At 71.5% G+C, this 18,469-nt stretch carries 14 protein-coding genes; 7 read left to right on the forward strand and 7 right to left on the reverse strand.

Annotated elements, in window-relative coordinates:
- Positions 1-147: 147 nt before the first annotated feature.
- Both ACZ6AA_RS25555 and ACZ6AA_RS25560 read left to right on the forward strand, forming a co-directional pair.
- Entirely contained in the window at positions 148-867 is a 720-nt protein-coding gene (locus ACZ6AA_RS25555) for a GntR family transcriptional regulator (RefSeq protein ID WP_471460137.1), read from the forward strand.
- A gap of 425 nt (positions 868-1,292) precedes the next feature.
- Positions 1,293-3,179: a collagenase gene (locus ACZ6AA_RS25560; protein WP_471460139.1), complete on the forward strand. Its 1,887-nt coding sequence runs from the start codon at positions 1,293-1,295 to the stop codon at positions 3,177-3,179.
- Between the two features lie 100 nt (positions 3,180-3,279).
- On the opposite strand, the gene ACZ6AA_RS25565 is transcribed toward ACZ6AA_RS25560, so the two are convergent.
- The 5 genes from ACZ6AA_RS25565 to ACZ6AA_RS25585 form a co-directional block, all read right to left on the reverse strand.
- Positions 3,280-4,296: a TIGR03842 family LLM class F420-dependent oxidoreductase gene (locus tag ACZ6AA_RS25565; RefSeq protein WP_468482650.1), complete on the reverse strand. Its 1,017-nt coding sequence runs from the start codon at positions 4,294-4,296 to the stop codon at positions 3,280-3,282.
- A gap of 48 nt (positions 4,297-4,344) precedes the next feature.
- A complete protein-coding gene (hydA, locus tag ACZ6AA_RS25570; protein WP_468454508.1) occupies positions 4,345-5,748 on the reverse strand; it encodes a dihydropyrimidinase in 1,404 nt (467 codons plus the stop codon).
- Positions 5,749-5,835: 87 nt separating this feature from the next.
- The gene (locus ACZ6AA_RS25575; RefSeq protein WP_468482651.1) at positions 5,836-7,119 is read right to left on the reverse strand and encodes an aspartate aminotransferase family protein; all 1,284 of its coding nucleotides are present in this window, start codon (positions 7,117-7,119) and stop codon (positions 5,836-5,838) included.
- On the reverse strand, positions 7,116-7,958 hold the full coding sequence (locus ACZ6AA_RS25580; protein WP_030361840.1) for a nitrilase-related carbon-nitrogen hydrolase: 843 nt from the start codon (positions 7,956-7,958) through the stop codon (positions 7,116-7,118). The genes ACZ6AA_RS25575 and ACZ6AA_RS25580 overlap by 4 nt, the downstream gene beginning before the upstream one ends.
- Positions 7,959-8,164: 206 nt before the next feature.
- The gene (locus tag ACZ6AA_RS25585) at positions 8,165-9,715 is read right to left on the reverse strand and encodes a hypothetical protein (protein ID WP_471460141.1); all 1,551 of its coding nucleotides are present in this window, start codon (positions 9,713-9,715) and stop codon (positions 8,165-8,167) included.
- Positions 9,716-10,207: 492 nt separating this feature from the next.
- Between ACZ6AA_RS25585 and ACZ6AA_RS25590 the strand changes: the two genes are divergently transcribed.
- A complete protein-coding gene (locus tag ACZ6AA_RS25590; protein WP_471460142.1) occupies positions 10,208-11,389 on the forward strand; it encodes a Cmx/CmrA family chloramphenicol efflux MFS transporter in 1,182 nt (393 codons plus the stop codon).
- 23 nt (positions 11,390-11,412) lie between these two features.
- Here ACZ6AA_RS25590 and ACZ6AA_RS25595 read toward each other — a convergent pair whose 3' ends face one another.
- Positions 11,413-11,664: a helix-turn-helix domain-containing protein gene (locus ACZ6AA_RS25595; protein ID WP_468454501.1), complete on the reverse strand. Its 252-nt coding sequence runs from the start codon at positions 11,662-11,664 to the stop codon at positions 11,413-11,415.
- A gap of 50 nt (positions 11,665-11,714) precedes the next feature.
- On the opposite strand from ACZ6AA_RS25595, the gene map reads away from it, so the two are divergent.
- A complete protein-coding gene (gene map / locus ACZ6AA_RS25600; RefSeq protein ID WP_468454499.1) occupies positions 11,715-12,482 on the forward strand; it encodes a type I methionyl aminopeptidase in 768 nt (255 codons plus the stop codon).
- A gap of 129 nt (positions 12,483-12,611) precedes the next feature.
- Here map and ggt read toward each other — a convergent pair whose 3' ends face one another.
- Entirely contained in the window at positions 12,612-14,510 is a 1,899-nt protein-coding gene (gene ggt, locus ACZ6AA_RS25605) for a gamma-glutamyltransferase (protein ID WP_468482654.1), read from the reverse strand.
- Positions 14,511-14,614: 104 nt separating this feature from the next.
- Between ggt and ACZ6AA_RS25610 the strand changes: the two genes are divergently transcribed.
- The 3 genes from ACZ6AA_RS25610 to ACZ6AA_RS25620 all read left to right on the forward strand — a co-directional run bounded on the left by ACZ6AA_RS25610 (position 14,615) and on the right by ACZ6AA_RS25620 (position 18,462).
- Complete coding sequence (locus ACZ6AA_RS25610) at positions 14,615-15,376, forward strand: hypothetical protein (RefSeq protein WP_468454495.1); 762 nt, start codon at positions 14,615-14,617, stop codon at positions 15,374-15,376.
- A 161-nt stretch (positions 15,377-15,537) separates the two neighbouring features.
- Positions 15,538-16,749 carry a L,D-transpeptidase gene (locus ACZ6AA_RS25615; protein ID WP_468482656.1) on the forward strand — a complete coding sequence of 404 codons (1,212 nt, stop codon included), beginning with the start codon at positions 15,538-15,540 and terminating at the stop codon, positions 16,747-16,749.
- A 117-nt stretch (positions 16,750-16,866) separates the two neighbouring features.
- The gene (locus ACZ6AA_RS25620) at positions 16,867-18,462 is read left to right on the forward strand and encodes an alpha/beta fold hydrolase (RefSeq protein WP_471460145.1); all 1,596 of its coding nucleotides are present in this window, start codon (positions 16,867-16,869) and stop codon (positions 18,460-18,462) included.
- The last annotated feature ends 7 nt before the right edge of the window (positions 18,463-18,469 follow it).

Genomic DNA, 18,469 nt, shown 5'->3' on the forward strand with positions numbered 1-18,469 from the left:
CCGGGACCCGCGCCGAGGAACTCCCGAAGGGCCCGGACCCGCTTCCTTTCCCGCCCGCTCAACTGCGAAAACAACGTGACATTGTACGCTGGTGATCCGCCCGGCCACGAAGGCGCGGGGCGCAGGCACGAAGGGATCACCACCGCCATGGGTCATCTGACGCAGCGCGACCTCATCACCACCCGCGAGCGCCTGCGCGACCAGGTGGCGAACGCGCTGCGCGCGGCCCTGATCTCCGGCGAGCTGAAGCCCGGCGAGGTCTACTCCGCGCCCGCCCTCGCCGAGGACTTCGGGGTGTCGGCGACGCCGGTGCGCGAGGCGATGCTGGACCTGGCCCGGGAGGGCATGGTCGAGCCGGTCCGCAACAAGGGCTTCCGCGTCACCGAGGTCAACGAACAGGACCTCGACCAGTACACGGAGATCCGCACCCTGATCGAGGTCCCCACGATCGGCCGCATCACGCGCACCGCCGCCCGCGAGGACCTGGAGGCGCTGCGCGGGGTGGCCGAGGAGATCGTGCGCGCCGCCCGCGTCCACGACCTCATCGGCTATCTGGAGGCGGACCGCCGCTTCCACCTGTCGCTGCTCGCCCTGTCGGGCAACGACCGGCTCGTGGAAGCCGTCGGCGATCTGCGCAAGCGCTCCCGGCTGTACGGCCTGACGGGCCTGGACGAGCGCGGCGAGCTGCTCCCGTCGGCCGAGGAGCACATCGAGCTGCTCGACCTGATGCTGGCCGGTGACGCCAAGGGCGCCGAGAAGTGCATGACGCGCCACCTCGGGCACGTCCGGACCCTGTGGGCGAAGGGGCGTCAGCCCCAGGAGCCTGCCAAGCGCCCCCGCAGGGGCGGGCTCGGCACCGCCCGCTGACCCCGGACACCACCCGCTGACCCGGGCCCCGCACCCACCTCACCGGACCGGCACACCAGACACCGCCCGCCGGGCCCCACCATGTCGCGCGAGCGCCGCCACGGCCGCATCGCGATGAACAACACCTGACCCTCACCCCGGATGTGACGCTGCGTCAATCCCTGCCCATGCCCGCAGAAGGCTTCCTCCGGCCATGTGATGTGTGCAATATTACATGTCACGCATTCTCCGTGGGCATGACAGATCAAGGGTTCGTGCAGTTCAGCGCCCCGTACCCGTTGTCGCCACGGTTCGCGCACCCCCCACGGCCGTGCTCGGGCACGGCCGCCGACCGCCCGGAGGGCACTTTGAGACGCACCTCGAGACCACAGAACTCCCCCACGCCAAGAACCTCCCTGGCCAAGCTCCTGATATCGGCCCTTGTCATGTGTCTGGGCCTCACCCTGGTCGCCTTCACCGGCCAGGCGGCCACGGCGGACGCCGGTGCCAAGGCGCCCGCCCCACGCCCGGGCACCGCCCCCTCGCCCGCCACCCCCACCTCGACCGAGGACCTGCGGGCCACGGAGGCCGAGCACGCGGCCAGGCCGACCAAGGACCCCTCGAAGCGCCCGCCGACGCACACCGTCAAGCAGGCCCCCAAGGCCTACCGCGGCGCCCCGAAGGCGGCCTGCAACGTCTCCGACTTCACGTCGAAGACCGGCGGCGCCCTGGTCCAGCAGATCAAGTCCGCGGAGACCAGCTGCATCAACACGCTGTTCGGCGTGACCGGTTCGGACGCCCGGGCCCTGTTCCGTGAGGAGCAGATGGTGACGGTGGCCCGCGCGCTGCGCGACACGGCCGCCAACTACCCCGGGAACAACCGTGGTTCGATCACGCAGGTGGTGCTGTACCTGCGCGCCGGCTACTACGTGCAGTGGGGCCAGCCGGACACCGTCGGCTCCTACGGTCCGGCGCTGAAGAGCGCGATCCAGGGCGGCCTCGACACCTTCTTCGGCTCGGCGCGCGCCTTCGACGTGACCGAGGCCAACGGCGAGACCCTGGCCGAGACGGTCACCCTGATCGACAGCTCGGGTGAGAACGCCCGCTTCCTGAACGTCGTCAAGCGGCTCCTCAACGGCTACAACTCCTCGTACAACGCCCACTGGTGGATGGTCGTGGCGGTCAACAACACCTACACGGTGCTGTTCCGCGGCCACCAGGTGCCGGAGTTCGTGGCCGCCGTACAGGCCGACCGGACCGTCCTGACCGTGCTGCGGGACTTCGCCGTCGCCCACGACGACCTGCTCGGCACCGACAAGTCGTACCTCACCTCCAACGCCGGGCGCGAGCTGGGCCGGTTCCTGCGGCACGAGCAATTCGCCGGTGTGGTCCCGCAGTTGGTCAAGCAGCTCCTCGACCGCACCCGGATCACCGGCCGCACCGCACCGCTGTGGGTCGGCCTCGCCGAGATGACGGACGCGTACGACAAGGACAACTGCTCGTACTACAACACCTGCGACCTGCAGAACCGCGTACGCGACGCCGTCCTGACGGTCAAGCACACCTGCGCCCCGAGCCTGCGGATCGTCGCCCAGCAGATGACGTCCACCGAGCTGAGCTCCGCCTGCTCCAGCCTGCTCGCACAGGACTCCTACTTCCACGGCGTGGCCAAGGACAACGGCCCCGTCGGCAACGACAAGAACACCACCCTCGAAGTCGTCGCGTTCGACTCCAGCAGCGACTACAAGACGTACGCGGGCATCGTCTTCGGCATCGACACCAACAACGGCGGCATGTACCTGGAGGGCAACCCGGCACAGGCGGGCAACCTGCCCCGGTTCATCGCGTACGAGGCGGAGTGGCTGCGCCCCGACTTCCAGATCTGGAACCTCAACCACGAGTACACGCACTACCTCGACGGCCGCTTCAACATGTACGGCGACTTCGCGGAGGGCATGAAGACGCCGACCGTGATGTGGGTGGAGGGATTCGCCGAGTACATCTCTTACTCGTACCGCAATGTCACCTATGACGACGCGATCGAGCAGGCGGGCAAGAAGACGTACAGGCTCAGCACGCTCTTCGACACCACCTACGACAACGCCGACTCCACGCGCATCTACAACTGGGGCTACCTGGCGGTCCGTTACCTGATCCAGTCGCACCCCCAGGACGTGACGACCCTGCTCGGCCACTACCGCAAGGGCGACTGGGCGGCGGCCCGCAGCCTGCTCACGAACACCATCGGCACCCGCTACGACGCGGACTTCGCCAACTGGCTGGACAAGTGCTCCGCGGGCAACTGCGGAACCCGTCCGAGCGCACGGGGCTGACGCTCCATCATCTCTGCATGAAGTCAGCTCCGCACGAAACGGCGCGCAGGCGGACAACGGCGTCCGCCTGCGCGTCGGTCTCATCGGCTTCCGTACGCGGCTACTCCCCCAGCGCCGGAATGACCGTGCTGCCGTAGCCGTCGATGACCTTCTCGCGGGCGTCGTGCATCGCGTACACCGCGAACTGGTCGACCCCGAGGTCCCGCAACTGCTCCAGTTTCCGCCGGTGTTGCTCGGCGGTGCCGATGACGCAGAAGCGGTCCACGATCTCGTCGGGCACGAAGGCGGTGTCCGGATTGCCGGTCCGGCCGTGGTGGGCGTAGTCGTACCCCTCGCGGGCCTTGATGTAGTCGGTCAGCGCCTCGGGCACCAGGCCCGAGTGCTCCCCGTACTTGGCGACCAGGTCGGCCACGTGATTGCCCACCATCCCGCCGAACCACCGGCACTCGTCCCGGGCATGCGCGAGGGCCTTCGGCGAGTCGTCGTCGGTGAGATAGGCGGGCGCCGCCACACAGATCTTCACCGCCGCCGGATCACGTCCCGCCTCCACGGCCGCGGCCCGCACCGCCTTGACCATCCACTCCGTCAGGAACGGGTCGGCGAGCTGGAGGATGAACCCGTCGGCCTTCTGCCCGGTGAGGGCAAGGGCCCTCGGGCCGTACGCGGCCATCCACACCGGCAGCCTGCCGTCGCGCACCCACGGGATGCGCAGGGTCCGCCCGTCGACGTCGGCCTCCCGGCCCTCGGCGAGGTCACGGACCGCGTCGATGCACGCGCCGAGGCGGGCCAGGGTGTTGGGCTTGCGGCCCGCGACCCGCATCGCCGAGTCGCCGCGGCCGATGCCGCACACCGTGCGGTTGCCGTACATGTCGTTGAGCGTGGCGAACGTCGAGGCCGTGACCTCCCAGGTCCTGGTGCCCGGGTTGGTCACCATCGGGCCGACCGTCAGGTGTTCGGTGTGCTCAAGGATCCGGCTGTAGATCACGAACGGCTCCTGCCACAGGACCGCCGAGTCGAACGTCCAGCCGTAGCGGAAGCCGCGCTGCTCGGCGCGGCGCATCAGGTCGACCACGGCGGACGCGGGCGGGTCGGTCTGCAGGACAAGTCCGAAATCCACGAGGGACCTCCTAGCTGGTTCAGGTGCGTGAGCGGCGCGGGCGGCCGGTCAGCTCAGGTACTGGCAGGTGGCGCGCGGGGTGTACAGGCCGTGCCCGGCGCGTCCGGTGAACTCCCGCTGGTCGATGACCGGTTCGCCGCGCGACAGGACGGTCTCGACGCGTCCGGTGACCTGCTTTCCCTCGTACGCGGAGTAGTCGACGTTCATGTGGTGGGTGGCCGCGGAGATGGTCTGGGGCGCGCCGGGGTCGTAGATGACGACGTCCGCGTCGGCGCCGGGGGCGATGGTGCCCTTCTTCGGGTAGAGGCCGAACATGCGGGCCGGGGTGGCGCAGGCGATCTCGATCCAGCGGCGGCGGGTGATGTGCCCGTCGAGGACGGCCTGGTGCAGCAGGTCCATGCGGTTCTCGACACCGGGGAGGCCGTTGGGGATCTTCGAGAAGTCGCCGCGGCCCAGCTCCTTCTGGCCGGTGAAGCAGAACGGGCAGTGGTCGGTGGAGACCACCTGGAGGTCGTTGGTCCTGAGGCCCCGCCAGAGCGCCGCCTGGTGCTCGCGGGGCCTGAGCGGCGTCGAGCAGACGTACTTGGCGCCCTCGAAGTCCGGCTCGGCGAGGTTGTCGGTGGACAGGAACAGATACTGCGGGCAGGTCTCCCCGAAGACGTCGAGTCCCTTGTCCCGTGCGGCCGCCAGCTCCGCGACGGCCTCCTCGGCGGAGACGTGCACGACGTACAGCGGGGCGCCCGCGACCCGGGCGAGCTGGATGGCGCGGTGCGTGGCCTCGGCCTCCAGGAGGACCTTGCGGACCTCACCGTGGTAGCGCGGGTCGGTCTCGCCGCGCTGGAGCGCCTGCTCCACGAGCACGTCGATGGCGATGCCGTTCTCGGCGTGCATCATGATCAGCCCGCCGTTGGCGGCGGAGCGCTGCATCGCGCGCAGGATCTGCCCGTCGTCACTGTAGAAGACGCCGGGGTAGGCCATGAACAGCTTGAAGGAGGTGATGCCCTCCTCCACGAGCAGGTCCATCTCCTTCAGCGTCCGGTCGTTGACGTCGGAGAGGATCATGTGGAAGGCGTAGTCGATGGCGCACTTGCCGTCGGCCTTCGCGTACCACGCGTCCAGGCCCTCGCGCAGCGCCCGGCCGACGGTCTGGACGGCGAAGTCGACGATGGTGGTGGTGCCGCCCCAGGCGGCCGCGCGGGTGCCGGTCTCGAAGGAGTCCGACGCGAAGGTGCCGCCGAACGGCAGCTCCATGTGGGTGTGCGCGTCGACGCCGCCCGGGATGACGTACTTGTCGCTCGCGTCGATGACGCGGTCCGCGCTCCAGGCCTCGGCGGCCCGGGTGCCGCGCGCGGCGAGCGCCGCGATCCGGCCGTCCTCGATCAGGACGTCGGCGTGCAGCTCCTCGGCGGCGGTGATGACGAGACCGCCGCGGATCAGGGTGCGGGTACTCATGGTGATGCGCTCCCTTTCGTACGTACGGGGTACGCGAGTGCGGTGCGCGGGCACGGGGTGTGCCCGCGCACGGGGCGGGGCGGCGGCCTAGACGCTCCGCAGGGCCCGCTCCAGGATCGCGGCGCCCTCCTCGGCCTCGGCGACGGTCAGCGAGAGCGGCGGGGCGACGCGCAGCACGCTGGTGCTGTGCCCGCCGCCCTTGCCGATGAGCAGTCCGCCCTCGCGGGCCGCCTCCAGGACGGCCGCGGCGGCCTGCGGGTTCGCCTCGTCGGTGCCGGGCCTGACCAGCTCGATGCCGATCATCAGGCCCCGTCCGCGCACCTCGCGGACCACGGGGAGCTGGGCGCAGATGGCCCGCAGCCGCTCGATGAGCAGCCCGCCGACGCGGCGCGCGTTGCCCTGGAGGTCGTGCTCCAGGAGGTACGAGAGGTTGGCGAGGCCCGCGGCCATGGTGACGGGCGAGCCGCCGAAGGTGGAGATGGAGTTGGCGTCCAGGGAGTTCATGATCTCGGCGCGGCCGACGACGCCGCCGATGGACATGCCGTTGCCGATGCCCTTGGCGAAGGTGAGCAGGTCCGGCGGTCCGGCCGCGGCGTGCGCCTGCCAGCCCCAGAAGTGGTCGCCGGTGCGGCCCCAGCCGGTCTGCACCTCGTCGGCGATCCACAGGATGCCGTGCTCGGCGAGGACCTCGCGGAAGGCGGCGTACAGGCCGTCGGGCGGTGACGTGAAGCCGCCGACGCCCTGGACCGGCTCGGCGATGAGCGCGGCGACACCGCCGCGGGACTGCCCGAGCATGTCCCGCAGGTCCGCGACGCACGCCGCGGTGAACTCGGCGTCGCTCAGGGCGGCGTAGGGGCCGCGGGAGCGGACGCCGCCGTGGACGTACAGCGTCTGCAACGGCGACAGGCTCGTGGGCGACCAGGACTGGTTGCCGGTGATGCCGACCGCGGTGAAGGAGCGGCCGTGGTAGCTGTTGCGCATCGCCAGGATCTGGTTGGAGCGGCGGTGCGCGGTGGCCAGGAGCAGCGCCGTGTCGTTGGCCTCGGTGCCCGACGTCGTGAAGAACACGCGGGCGTCGGGGATGCCGGACAGGGCCGCGATCCGCTCGGCGAGGTCGACCATCGGCCGGTTCAGATAGAGCGTGGAGCTGTGGATGATCCGGCCGGCCTGCTCGGCGACGGCCTTGGTGACGTCGGGCAGGGCGTGCGCGGTCATGGTGGTGAGGATGCCGCCGAAGAAGTCGAGGTAGCGCCGTCCGGCGGCGTCCCAGACGTGGCGGCCCTCGCCGTGGGTCAGCTCGACGGGCTCGTCGTAGTAGAGCGCGAGCCAGTCCGGCAGCACGGCCCGGTGCCGGGCGTAGAGATCCTTCACGGGTTGACCAGCCCTTCGTACGCGTCCGGGCGGCGGTCCCGGTAGAACGCCCACTGTTCACGGACCTCGTCGATCAGGTCGAAGTCGAGGTCGCGCACGACGAGTTCCTCCGCCTTGTCGCTCGCCGTCTCGCCGACGAACTGCCCGCGCGGGTCCACGAAGTAACTCGTGCCGTAGAAGTCGTTGTCGCCGTACTCCTCCTGGCCGACGCGGTTGATCGCGGCGATGAAGTACTCGTTGGCGACGGCCGCCGCGGGCTGCTCCAGCTGCCACAGATAGGCGGACAGGCCGCGGGACGTGGCCGAGGGGTTGTAGACGAGCTGGGCGCCGTTCAGGCCCAACTGGCGCCAGCCCTCTGGGAAGTGGCGGTCGTAGCAGATGTAGACGCCGACGCGGCCGACGGCGGTGTCGAAGACGGGCCAGCCGATGTTGCCCGGCCTGAAGTAGAACTTCTCCCAGAATCCCTTGACTTGGGGGATGTGGTGCTTGCGGTACTTGCCCAGGTAGCTGCCGTCGGCGTCGATCACCGCGGCGGTGTTGTAGTAGAAACCGGCCTGCTCGACCTCGAAGACCGGCACGACGATCACCATGCCGGTCTCGCGCGCGAGGTCCTGCATGCGGCGCACGGTGGGCCCGTCCGGCACCGGCTCCGCCCAGCGGTAGTGCTCCTTCTCCTGGACCTGGCAGAAGTAGGGAGCGTTGAAGACCTCTTGGAAACCGATGACCTTCGCGCCCTGCCGTGCGGCTTCGCGGGCGTGCTCCTCATGCTTGGCGATCATGGATTCGGTATCGCCTGTCCAGGTCGCCTGGACCAGTGCGGCGCGTACGACATTGGCCATGAGCTGCTCCTTCGACGGGACGTCAGAGAGCCTCTACGCCCGTAGACTTCTTGCGTAGACAGACGAACGTAAGCCCCATCGACGGCCTTGCCAAGACCATCGTCGTAACGCGGCGGAGTCGATCATGTTTCGCACCCGGGCGGGTGACGGAACGGCGCGGCGGTGCGCGGGCGGCGCCGGGGCGCGTCCAGGTCGGCCGGGGCGGCTCAGGTGGTGAAGCCCGCGACGCGCAAGGCGTGCACGAGGTCCCAGTGGCGATCGTCCGACGCCGCCTTCGCGGCCTCGAGGAGCTGCGGGATGAGCCGGGGCGGGTCGGTGTGCGCGCAGGCCGCGACGTCCTCGGCGCTGCGGACCCGGACGAACGCGTCGAGCAGCGCCCTGGCCTCACGGGTGCGCCCCGCGTCGGCGAGCGCGATCAGGGACTCGGCGATCTCCGGGGCGGGCCGGGCCACGCCCTGGCGCAGCAGCTTGCGGCAGTCCTCCGCGCGGCCCGCCCCGGCGAGCGCGTCCGCGACGGCCACGAGCCGGTCGGGCGGCAGCGACGCGGCCTCCCACAGCAGGGTCGCCCAGTCGGCGGCGAGGCCCGCGTGGTGCAGTTCCTCGGCGAACAGCGGGAGCCTGGCCGCGGGCCACCCCGCAGCCTCCACGAGCACGCCGTGCGCCTCGCCGCTGCGGCCCTCGCCGCGCAGCCGGATCAGGGCCCGCACGGCCTCGACGGTGACGCGCTCGTCCGCGAGGTGCGCGTCGGCGGCGGCGCGCGCGTCGGCCGCCTCGCGGTCGCCGACGGCCTCCCGGTCCATGGACCTGGACCGCCTCGGGGCGCGCGGCGCGGCGTCCATGGCCTGGGCGTAGCGCGCGCCGCGGGGCGTCCCCGCGTCGGCGGGCGGCCCGTCCGCCACGGGTGCGACGACGGGTCCCACCCCGTCCGCCTCGTCGGCGTCGAGCCCGGCGAACCCGGCGAAGCGGGCGCCCCGGGGGCGGCGGTGGGGGGTGGACTGGTGCGGGACGCGGGGGGTGCGGTGGGGCGGGTCGGCGTGGGTGTGCTCGTCGGGGGCGGGGGCGGGGGCGGGGGCGGGAGCGCCGGTGTCGTACTCGCCGGGGCGGGAGTCGTACTCGGCGGGGCGAGGTTCGTACTCGCCGGAGCGGGGGTCGTGATCGGCAGGCCGGGCGTCCTGGGAGCGCCCCGGTTCCGCCTTCGGCAGCACGCCCTCCTGCCCCGGCCCCCCGAAGTCCACCCACTGCGGCGCGCTCGCCCGGTCGAGGCGGTCGATGCGTGCACGCAGCTCCCCGCAGCGCGCGGCCGCGCGTTCGTGGTCGTCGCGCACCCACGCCAGGTCCAGGTGGATGCGGTCCACTTCGTCGGGCGTGGCGGCGACGGCGAGGGCGCGCGCCAGCTCCTGCTGCCGTTCCTGGGCGAACCGCTGCTCCTGGAGCATCAGGTCGAGCCGGTCGCTGAGGAGTTCGCGCGCGCCGGGCCGGTCGTCGTGCGCGGACACCGACGCCGCGTGCAGGGCCTGCGCCCGTGCCGTCTCGGCGTGCGCGACGCCCACCCCGGCGTCGGCCGCGAGGTCGTGGAGCAGCGCCTGCACGACGTCCCAGGGCGGCACCTCGGCGCCCTCCAGGCAGGCCCGCATGCCGTCGGGGTCGCGGGCGAGGAACACCCCGCACCACCCGCCGTCCCGGTCGAGCCGGGCCAGGAGATCGTTCAAGTACTTTGCGAACTCCCGGATCTCGTCCGGGAGTTGTCCCACTGCCATCGTCGGGCACCGCCCCCTGGGAGACTGGAGTCTGCCGGTCCGGAAGATAACACCAGATGGGTTACGGGACGGCTACACGCGGTTTTCCGAAGGCTTCATTAATTACTTGGACGTGCGGCGACAGACGTGGCTAGTCTGCGCACATGTCCAGTCCCGAGGCGAACAGACGCTAGCCACCGGCGCTCCGGTGGCTGCTCCACGGACTCCTTGAGTCCTTCGCTGCCGCGTGGCAGCGACACCGATGTCGTGCCGTTGTCCGGTACGACGCCTTGTGTCGCTCCGCGGCCCCTCCGCCACAGGATCGCCGCAGTGCCGCAGTCGCGGACTGTTCAGCGCCGTAGCAACGGACTGCTCAGTGCCGTAGTCACGGACTGCTTCTCACCCTCCTCTTCCCCGCGCGGCAGCCGCGCGGCGCCGGCGCGGCCCTGCGCCGCGCCGCCGAGGGCTGCCCGCGGGGCTCGCCGATCCTCTCAGCGCTCGCGGAGTCTCGCTGTGCCCTTCGTCCTGTATCTGCTCGCTCTCGCCGTGTTCGCCCAGGGCACGTCCGAGTTCATGCTGTCCGGCCTGGTGTCGGACATCGCCGCCGACATGGCGGTGTCGGTCCCGGCAGCCGGTTCCCTGACCTCGGCGTTCGCCGTCGGAATGATCGTGGGGGCGCCCCTGATGGCGGTGCTGAGCCTGCGCTGGCCCCGCCGCCGCGCACTCCTCGGCTTCCTGATCACGTTTCTGCTCGTGCATGTGGTGGGCGCCCTCACCACCAGCTACGGCGTGCTGCTCGCCACCCGCGTCGTCGGCGCGCTCGCGAACGCCGGTTTCCTCGCTGTGGCCCTGGCCACCGCGACCAGCCTGGTCGCGCCGGACGCCAAGGGCCGGGCCACGTCGATCCTGCTCGGCGGCACGACGCTCGCCTGCGTGGTGGGCGTGCCGGGCGGCGCGCTGCTCGGTCAACTGTGGGGCTGGCGCGCCGCGTTCTGGGCGGTGGCGCTGATCTCGGTGCCCGCCGTCGCCGCCGTCGCCCAAGCCGTGCCGCCGTCGGCGCCCACCGCCGCGCGCACCGGGGCCCGCGCGGAGCTGCGGGCCCTGCGCTCCCCGAGGCTCCTGGTCACGCTGCTGCTCGGCGCGCTCGTCAACGGCGCCACGTTCTGCGTCTTCACCTACCTGGAACCGCTGGCCACGCATGTCTCCGGCATCGACGACGCGTGGGTGCCCGGACTGCTCGCCCTGTTCGGGCTCGGCTCGTCGGTCGGGGTCGCGCTCGGCGGACGGCTCGCCGACACGCGTCCGCTGCCGCTCCTGGTGGGCGGCACGATGGCGCTGCTCGCGGGCTGGGTGGTGTTCGCGCTCACGGCGGGCAGCCCGGTGGCGGCGGTCGTGCTCGCCTTCACCCAGGGAATGCTGTCGTTCGCGGTCGGCTCCACTCTGATCTCGCAGGCGCTGTACGCGGCGACAGGGGCGCCGACGCTCGCGGGCGGATTCGCCACGGCGGCCTTCAACTTGGGCGCTGCGGTGGGCCCTTGGGCGGGCGGCCGGGCCATCGCGTCGGGGCTCGGCTACCGCTCCCCGGTGTGGGTCGGCGCCCTGCTCGTGGCACTGGCGCTGGCGACGGCGGGCGTGGCCCTGCCGGCGCGGCGCAGGGCGGCGCGGCGGGAGGAGCCGTCACCGGCGAGGGCGTGACGAGCACGGGCCTGCGGCCGGGATCAGACCGGGACCAGCGCGCAGGCCCGCGCCACCTCGTCCATCGACAGCTCCAGCGTCACCGCGAGGGCCGCCACCGTGAAGAAGGCGGGCGTCGGCGCCCGCCCCGTCTCGATCTTGCGCAGCGTCTCCGCCGAGATCCCGGCGCTCGCGGCGACCTCCACCATGCTCCGCTCACCGCGCGCGGCGCGCAGCAGCCGGCCGAGCCGCTCGCCGCGTTCACGCTCTTCGGGGGTCAAGGGGGTACGAACCATGAAGCCATCCTACCCCTGGACACCATTTAAATACCGGTATAGTAATTGGCATGGTCGAACTCAAGACAGACACATCCATCGAAGCGATGCGGGAGGCGGGGCGCGTGGTCGCGCGCGCCCTGACAGCGGTGCGCGAGGCGGCGGCGGTCGGCGTGGTCCTGCGGGACCTGGACGAGGTGGCGCACCAGGTCCTGAAGGACGCGGGCGCCACATCACCGTTCCTGCACTACCACCCGGCGTTCGCCCCGGTCCCCTTCCCGGCCACGCTCATCACGTCGGTGAACGACGCGATCGTGCACGGCATCCCGGACGGGTACCGCCTGCGGGACGGCGACCTGGTCTCCGCGGACTTCGGCGCCAGCCTGGACGGCTGGGTGGGCGACTCGGCCATCAGCTTCATCGTCGGCACCCCGCGCCCCGAGGACGTCCTGCTCGTCAAGACCGCCGAGCAGGCCCTGGAGGCCGGTATCGCCGCGGCCGTCGTGGGAAACCGCATCGGCGACATCGCGCACGCGGTCGGCACGGTCTGCCGGGACGCCGGGTACGGCATTCCGGACGGCTTCGGCGGCCACGGCGTGGGCCGCAGCATGCACGAGGACCCCGGGGTGCCGAACGAGGGCCGCCCGGGCCGCGGCATGCCGCTGCGGCACGGCATGGTGCTCGCCATCGAGCCGATGCTGATCGCCAGCGGCAAGGACGGTTATCACGCCGCGCCGGACGGCTGGACCCTGCGCACGAACGACGGCAGCCGCGCGGCCCACGTGGAGCACACGGTGGCGATCACGGACGCGGGCCCTCGCATCCTCACGGCCCTGTGACCATGCGGAGGTCCGTACCGCCCCGGCTCCGGGGCGGTACGGACCTCCGCGTACCCAAAGGTCACACGCGGGCCGGACCACCGACCGCGGAACCGACCGCGAACCGATGGCGACCGACCGCGGGCCGGACTACCGCCCAGGCTTCACCACCATCGCCGACCCGCCGCCCCTGCGCTCCTTCTCGGCCGCCGCGAGCCACTGCCCGCCCGCGAGCCGCTGCACGCCGGTCGCGGCACCGATCTCCGGGTTCTGCCGGAAGGAGTGGCCGATCGCCTCCAGCCTGCGCCGGGTCTCGCTGTTCCACAGGCCCGGTTCGAGTTCCGTCTGGGCGGCGTTGCGCTGGCTGGCGCGCGGCGCCGCGATCGCGTCGACGAGCGGCAGGCCCCGGTCGAGGAAGCCGGTCAGGGTCTGCAGGACGGTCGTGATGATGGTCGCGCCGCCGGGCGAGCCGAGCGCGACGACCGGTCGGTCCCGCTCGTCGAGGACGATGGTCGGCGAGAGCGACGAGCGCGGGCGCTTGCCGGGCCCCGGCAGGTTCGGGTCGTGCACGGCCGGGTTGGCGGGCGCGAAGGAGAAGTCGGTCAGCTCGTTGTTGAGCAGGAAGCCGCGCCCGGGCACAGTGATCCCGCTGCCGCCGGTCTGCTCGATGGTGAGGGTGTACGCGACGACGTTGCCCCACTTGTCGGCGGCCGTCAGATGCGTGGTGTTCTCACCCTCGTACGTCGTCGGGGCCGCCTTGTCCCCGGCGCGGCAGGGCACCGGATTGCGCGGGTCGCCGGGCGCGAGCGGGCTCTTGAGGACGGCGTCGTCCTTGATCAGGCAGGCGCGGGAGTCCGCGTACTTCTGCGACAGGAGCTCCTTCTTCGGTACGTCCTCGAAGGCCGGGTCGCCCACCCAGCGCCCCCGGTCGGCGAACGCGATGCGGCTGGCCTCGATGAAGCGGTGCAGATAGCGCGTGCGGGTGGCCTCGGAGAGGTCGGTGCGCTCCAGGATGTTCAGGGCCTCGCCGACGGTGGTGCCGCCGGAGGAGGACGGCGCCATGGAGTAGACGTCGAGGCCGCGGTAGGACGTCTTGGTGGGGGTGCGGCGCTTCACCGCGTAGTCGCGCAGGTCCTTCATGGACAGGTCGCCGGGGCGGGCGTTGCGCCCGGAGTCCGGGTCCACGGGCGGCTTGTTGACGGTGCGCACCAGATCGCGGCCGAGCCTGCCGTCGTACAGCGCGTCGACGCCCTTGTCCCCCAGCTCCGCGTACGTGCGCGCGAGGTCGGGGTTCTTGAACGTGGAGCCGACGACGGGCAGCTCCCCGCCCGGCAGGAACAGCCGCGCCGTGTCGGGGAAGTCCGCGAACCGCGCCTGGTTCGACGCGGTCTGGGAGCGGAAGGTCTCATCGACGGTGAAGCCGTGCCGCGCCAGGCGCTCGGCGGGCTTCAGGACCGTGCCGAGCGACTCGCTGCCCCAGGCGTCCAGCGCCTCCTGCCAGGTGGCGGGCGTGCCGGGGGTGCCCACGGCCAGGCCGCTGGTGACGGCCTCCGCGAACGGCAGCGGCTTGCCGTTCTCCAGGAAGAGCCCGGAGTCGGCGGTGCGCGGCGCGGTCTCGCGGCCGTCGAGGGAGCGCACCGTGCGGGACTTCGCGTCGTAGTACACGAAGTAACCGCCGCCGCCGATCCCCGCGGAGTACGGCTCGCTGACGCCGAGCGCCGCGGCCGTGGCGACCGCCGCGTCCACGGCGTTGCCGCCCTTCTTCAGGACCTCGATGCCGGCGGCGGACGCGTCCCGGTCGACGCTCGCCACCGCGCCGCCGTGGCCGACGGCCACCGGGGTCTTCTCCGGAGTCGTGGCACCCGAAGCGCCCGTTCGGGCCATAGTGGCCGATTCCGGTCTTGCGCCGGGTTCGGCCGCACCGGCCGATTCGGCGCTCATGCCCGGTTGCGCTGAGCGCGAAGGCGAAGGGGGCGCCGCCGCACCGACCGTCACCAATACCCCGCCGACCGCGCATAGCGTCAGATTCCGTACGAGACCGCGCCGCATTCGTACCTCCAGTCAACAGCCGTCTGCGCAGCGTAACTTCGGTCTCCGCGCCTCGCCATGGGCTCTTCGAACGAGGCTCCGAATGGCCGCTAGCATGCGCCCCCATGACTGAAGACGTGCGCTATCTCGTCCTCGGCCTGCTCGCGGCCGTGCTCGGTGCCACCCTGGGCTGGCTCCTGCGTTCGCAGCTGTGGAAGCGCAGGCTCCGCCGCAAGCAGGCGTTCTTCGGGCTGCCCGCGAACGCCGAGTCGCTGCTCGTGGTCAACCGCGAGGCGAGCGGCCCTGAGCTGCTCGTGACCCGGCATGACGTGTTCTCGCTGCTCGAACTCGCCGCGCTGATCAAGGAGTGCGGCGGGCACGCCCAGATCGTCGCGCACGACGCCGCCCAGCAGGGCTTCGGCGAGCGCACCGAGTTCTGCGTCGGCAACCCGGCGGTGCACCGCCGCATGGCCGCGCACATGCACTCGCTGCTGCCCGGCGTGCGCGTCAACACCGACCCGGAGCCGGGCCCGGACCGGGGCGCCTTCCAGATCGGCTCCGAGCGCTACCGCATGGAGGGCGGCAGGACCGAGTACGTCATCCTGGCCCGCCTCACCGCCGGGCAGACGCCGGACGCGCGGCCCGTCTTCCTCTTCTGCGGCCAGCGCGCCATCACCAACCAGGCAGCGACCCGCTATCTGGCCCGCCACCACGAGCGCCTCGCCCGCAAGCACGGCAACCACTCCTTCGCGCTGCTCCTGAAGGTCGTGAACTCGCAGGCGTACGGACCGGACGTGGTCGAGCTCGTCGCGGACGTGACCCGCCCCGCCCAGGAGCCGATCCCGACCCCCGCCCCGGCCGCGCGCAACTCCCACCGCGCCAAGTGAGCGCTGCATGAGCAGCACGTGAGCGCACCCCCACGGAACGTATGCCGCGAATAACGCCTCTATGACGTAGTCGGCAATTTCCGGGCGACGGGCAACCGAAGCGGACCTCGCGCACTCTCACTCCGGGCAGGCAGTGAACATCCGCACGGAGGTACGTTTCCTTGAGGTCCCGGTCCCAGAGCCCGTCGCACAGCCGACGCTCCATACGCCCCCGCCACGCCGCCGTCGCGGGCGTCGCGGCCCTGGCGGCCACCCTGTCCGCCTGCTCGGACGGCGGCTCCGGCTCCGACGACGCCAAGGCCGTCAAGCCGAGGGTCTCCGTGAACCTCACCGGCGGCCAGGCCAAGGCGGGCGTCCCCGTCACCGTGAAGCTGGCCACCGAGGACGCCAAGCTCAAGGACGTCGCGGTCGCCGACGCCGAGGGTACGAAGCTGGCGGGCAAGGTCGCCGCCGACGGCCGCAGCTGGACCTCGACGCGCAAGGCCGCGCCCGGCACCAGCTACACCCTGCGGGCCACCACCGAGGAGGGCGGCGAGGCGACGAGGTCCTTCAAGACGGCCGCGCCCGAGAAGGTCAACAAGGTCACGATCACGCCGGGCAGCAACCTCAAGACCGTCGGCGTGGCCCAGCCGCTCTCGATCGTCTTCGACCACCCGGTCAAGAACAAGGCCGAGGTGGAGAAGCACCTCAAGGTCAGCACGTCGAACGACACCACCGGCTCCTGGGGCTGGATCAAGAACTACGACGGCAAGGACCGCGTCGACTGGCGCCCCGAGGAGTACTGGAAGCCCGGCACCAAGGTGGAGCTCGACGCCCAGCTCAACGGCGTCGACTCGGGCGCGGACGGCGGCTGGTTCGTGCGCGACTACGACACCGCCGCCACCATCGGCAAGAACCAGGTCGTCAAGGTGAACCTGGACAGCAAGACGGCGACGCTGACGCGGGACGGCGAGAGCGTCAAGCAGGTCCCGATGTCGGCCGGCACCCCCGGCGGCGAGAAGGCGTCCTGGGGCGGCACGTCGGTCCTGATGGCCAAGGAGGGCACGATCAACATGCGCTCCGAGACCGTCGGCCTCGGCGACGCCTACGACAAGATGGTCGACTACTCGATGCGGCTCACCTGGTCGGGCATGTACGCGCACGCGGCGCCCTGGAACGCCTCGTACTTCGGCAACACCAACCACAGCTCCGGCTGCGTCGGCATGAGCACCTCCGACGCCTCCTGGCTGTACGGCCAGGTCCAGGTCGGCGACCCGTTCGAGGTCACGGGCTCGGGCTCCAAGGGCACGCCGGACCCGGGCAACGGCTACGGCCTGTGGAACCTGTCGTGGGCGGACTGGCAGGCCAAAAGCGCGCTGCAGCAGACCTCTTGAGGTGACAGCCGCGTCAACAATCGTTACCGGGGCGTAACTTACCGACGGGTTACCCCCGGTAAAGAACCACGGCTACCGTTCGGTCACTTTGCACTTTCAACAAGTGAGGAGTGACCCGTGCGAGACCCCCACCAGTCCCTGCGGTCCACGACCGCGGGGGCCGTCTCCGCCACCCTGATCGCGGGCGCCGCCTTCGGTCTGGCGCCCGCGGCCCAGGCCGCACCCGCCGAACGCCCCGCCGCGGCGGCCGCGGCGAGTGTGCGGTTCGTCGACATCCCCGGCGACGGCGGCACCGTCCTCAAGGCCAACGTCGTCGCGCCCGCGGGCGCGCGGGCGGACAGCTCGTACCCCGCGATCGTGCTGCCCACCAGCTGGGCCATGCCGCAGATCGAATACATCGCGCAGGCCAAGAAGCTCGCCGCCGCCGGATACGTCGTCGTCAGCTACAACTCCCGCGGCTTCTGGCAGTCCGGCGGCGAGATCGAGGTCGGCGGCCCCGAGGACATCGCCGACGCCTCCAAGGTCATCGACTGGACGCTGAAGAACACCCCCACCGACCCCGACAAGGTCGGCATGGCGGGCGTCAGTTACGGCGCGGGCATCAGCCTGCTGGCCGCCGCCCACGACAAGCGGGTGAAGGCCGTCGGCGCGCTCAGCGGCTGGGGCGACCTCGTCGAGTCCATCTACAGCGGCCGCACCCAGCACGCCCAGGCGGGCGCGCTCCTCGGCGGCGCGGGCTACCTCACCGGCCGCCCCAGCGCCGAACTCCAGCGCATCCTCAAGGACTTCCTCGGCTCGAACCTCGACACCGAGGACGAGATGATCGCATGGGGCACCAAGCGCTCCCCCGCGACCTACCTGGACCGCCTCAACAAGAACGGCGCCGCGATCCTGCTCGCCAACGCCTGGGGCGACACCATCTTCCCGCCCAACCAGTACGCGTCCTTCTACGAGAAGCTGACCGGCCCCAAGCGCCTGGAGTTCCGCCCCGGCGACCACGCCACGGCCGAGGCGACCGGCCTGCTCGGCCTGCCCAACGACACCTGGACGACCACCCAACGCTGGTTCGACCACTACCTCAAGGGCGAGCGGAACGGCATCGAGAAGGAGCAGCCCGTCCAGCTCAAGTCCCGGTCCACGGGCGGCTACGAGGGCTATCCGGACTGGAAGTCGGTCGGCGCGACGAGCAGGAAGATCGACCTCGCGGGCTCCACCACGATCCGCGCGAACGTCGACTCCGGGGCCAACGGCGGCATCGTGATGCTGTCCAACACGCTGGACCAGTTCCTGAAGTTGCCGCCGGTGGCATCGATGCCGCTGCTGCCGCGCAGGTACGCGGCGGTGTGGCAGTCGGAGCGGGCCGAGCGGGAACAGCGCGTGCGCGGCACCGCGAAGCTGCACACCACGCTCACCAGCACCAAGGAGAGCGGAACCCTCGTCGCATACCTCTACGACGTGGGCCCGCTCGGCCTCGGCAAGCTGGTCAGCAACGCGCCGTACACCTTCCACGGCAAGACCCCGGGCAAGCCGTTCGCCGTCGACCTGGAGCTGTTCTCCACGGCCTACGACGTCCCGGCGGGGCACCGGCTCGCCCTGGTCGTCGACACGGTCGACCCGCTCTATGTCGAGCACAACCCGTCCGGCGCGCAGCTGACCTTCTCCTCGCCCGGAACCGACCCGTCGTACGTGTCGGTCCCCCTGCGCGAGCAGTGATCTCCGG

The sequence above is a fragment of the Streptomyces sp. NPDC040610 genome (genome assembly GCF_055594065.1).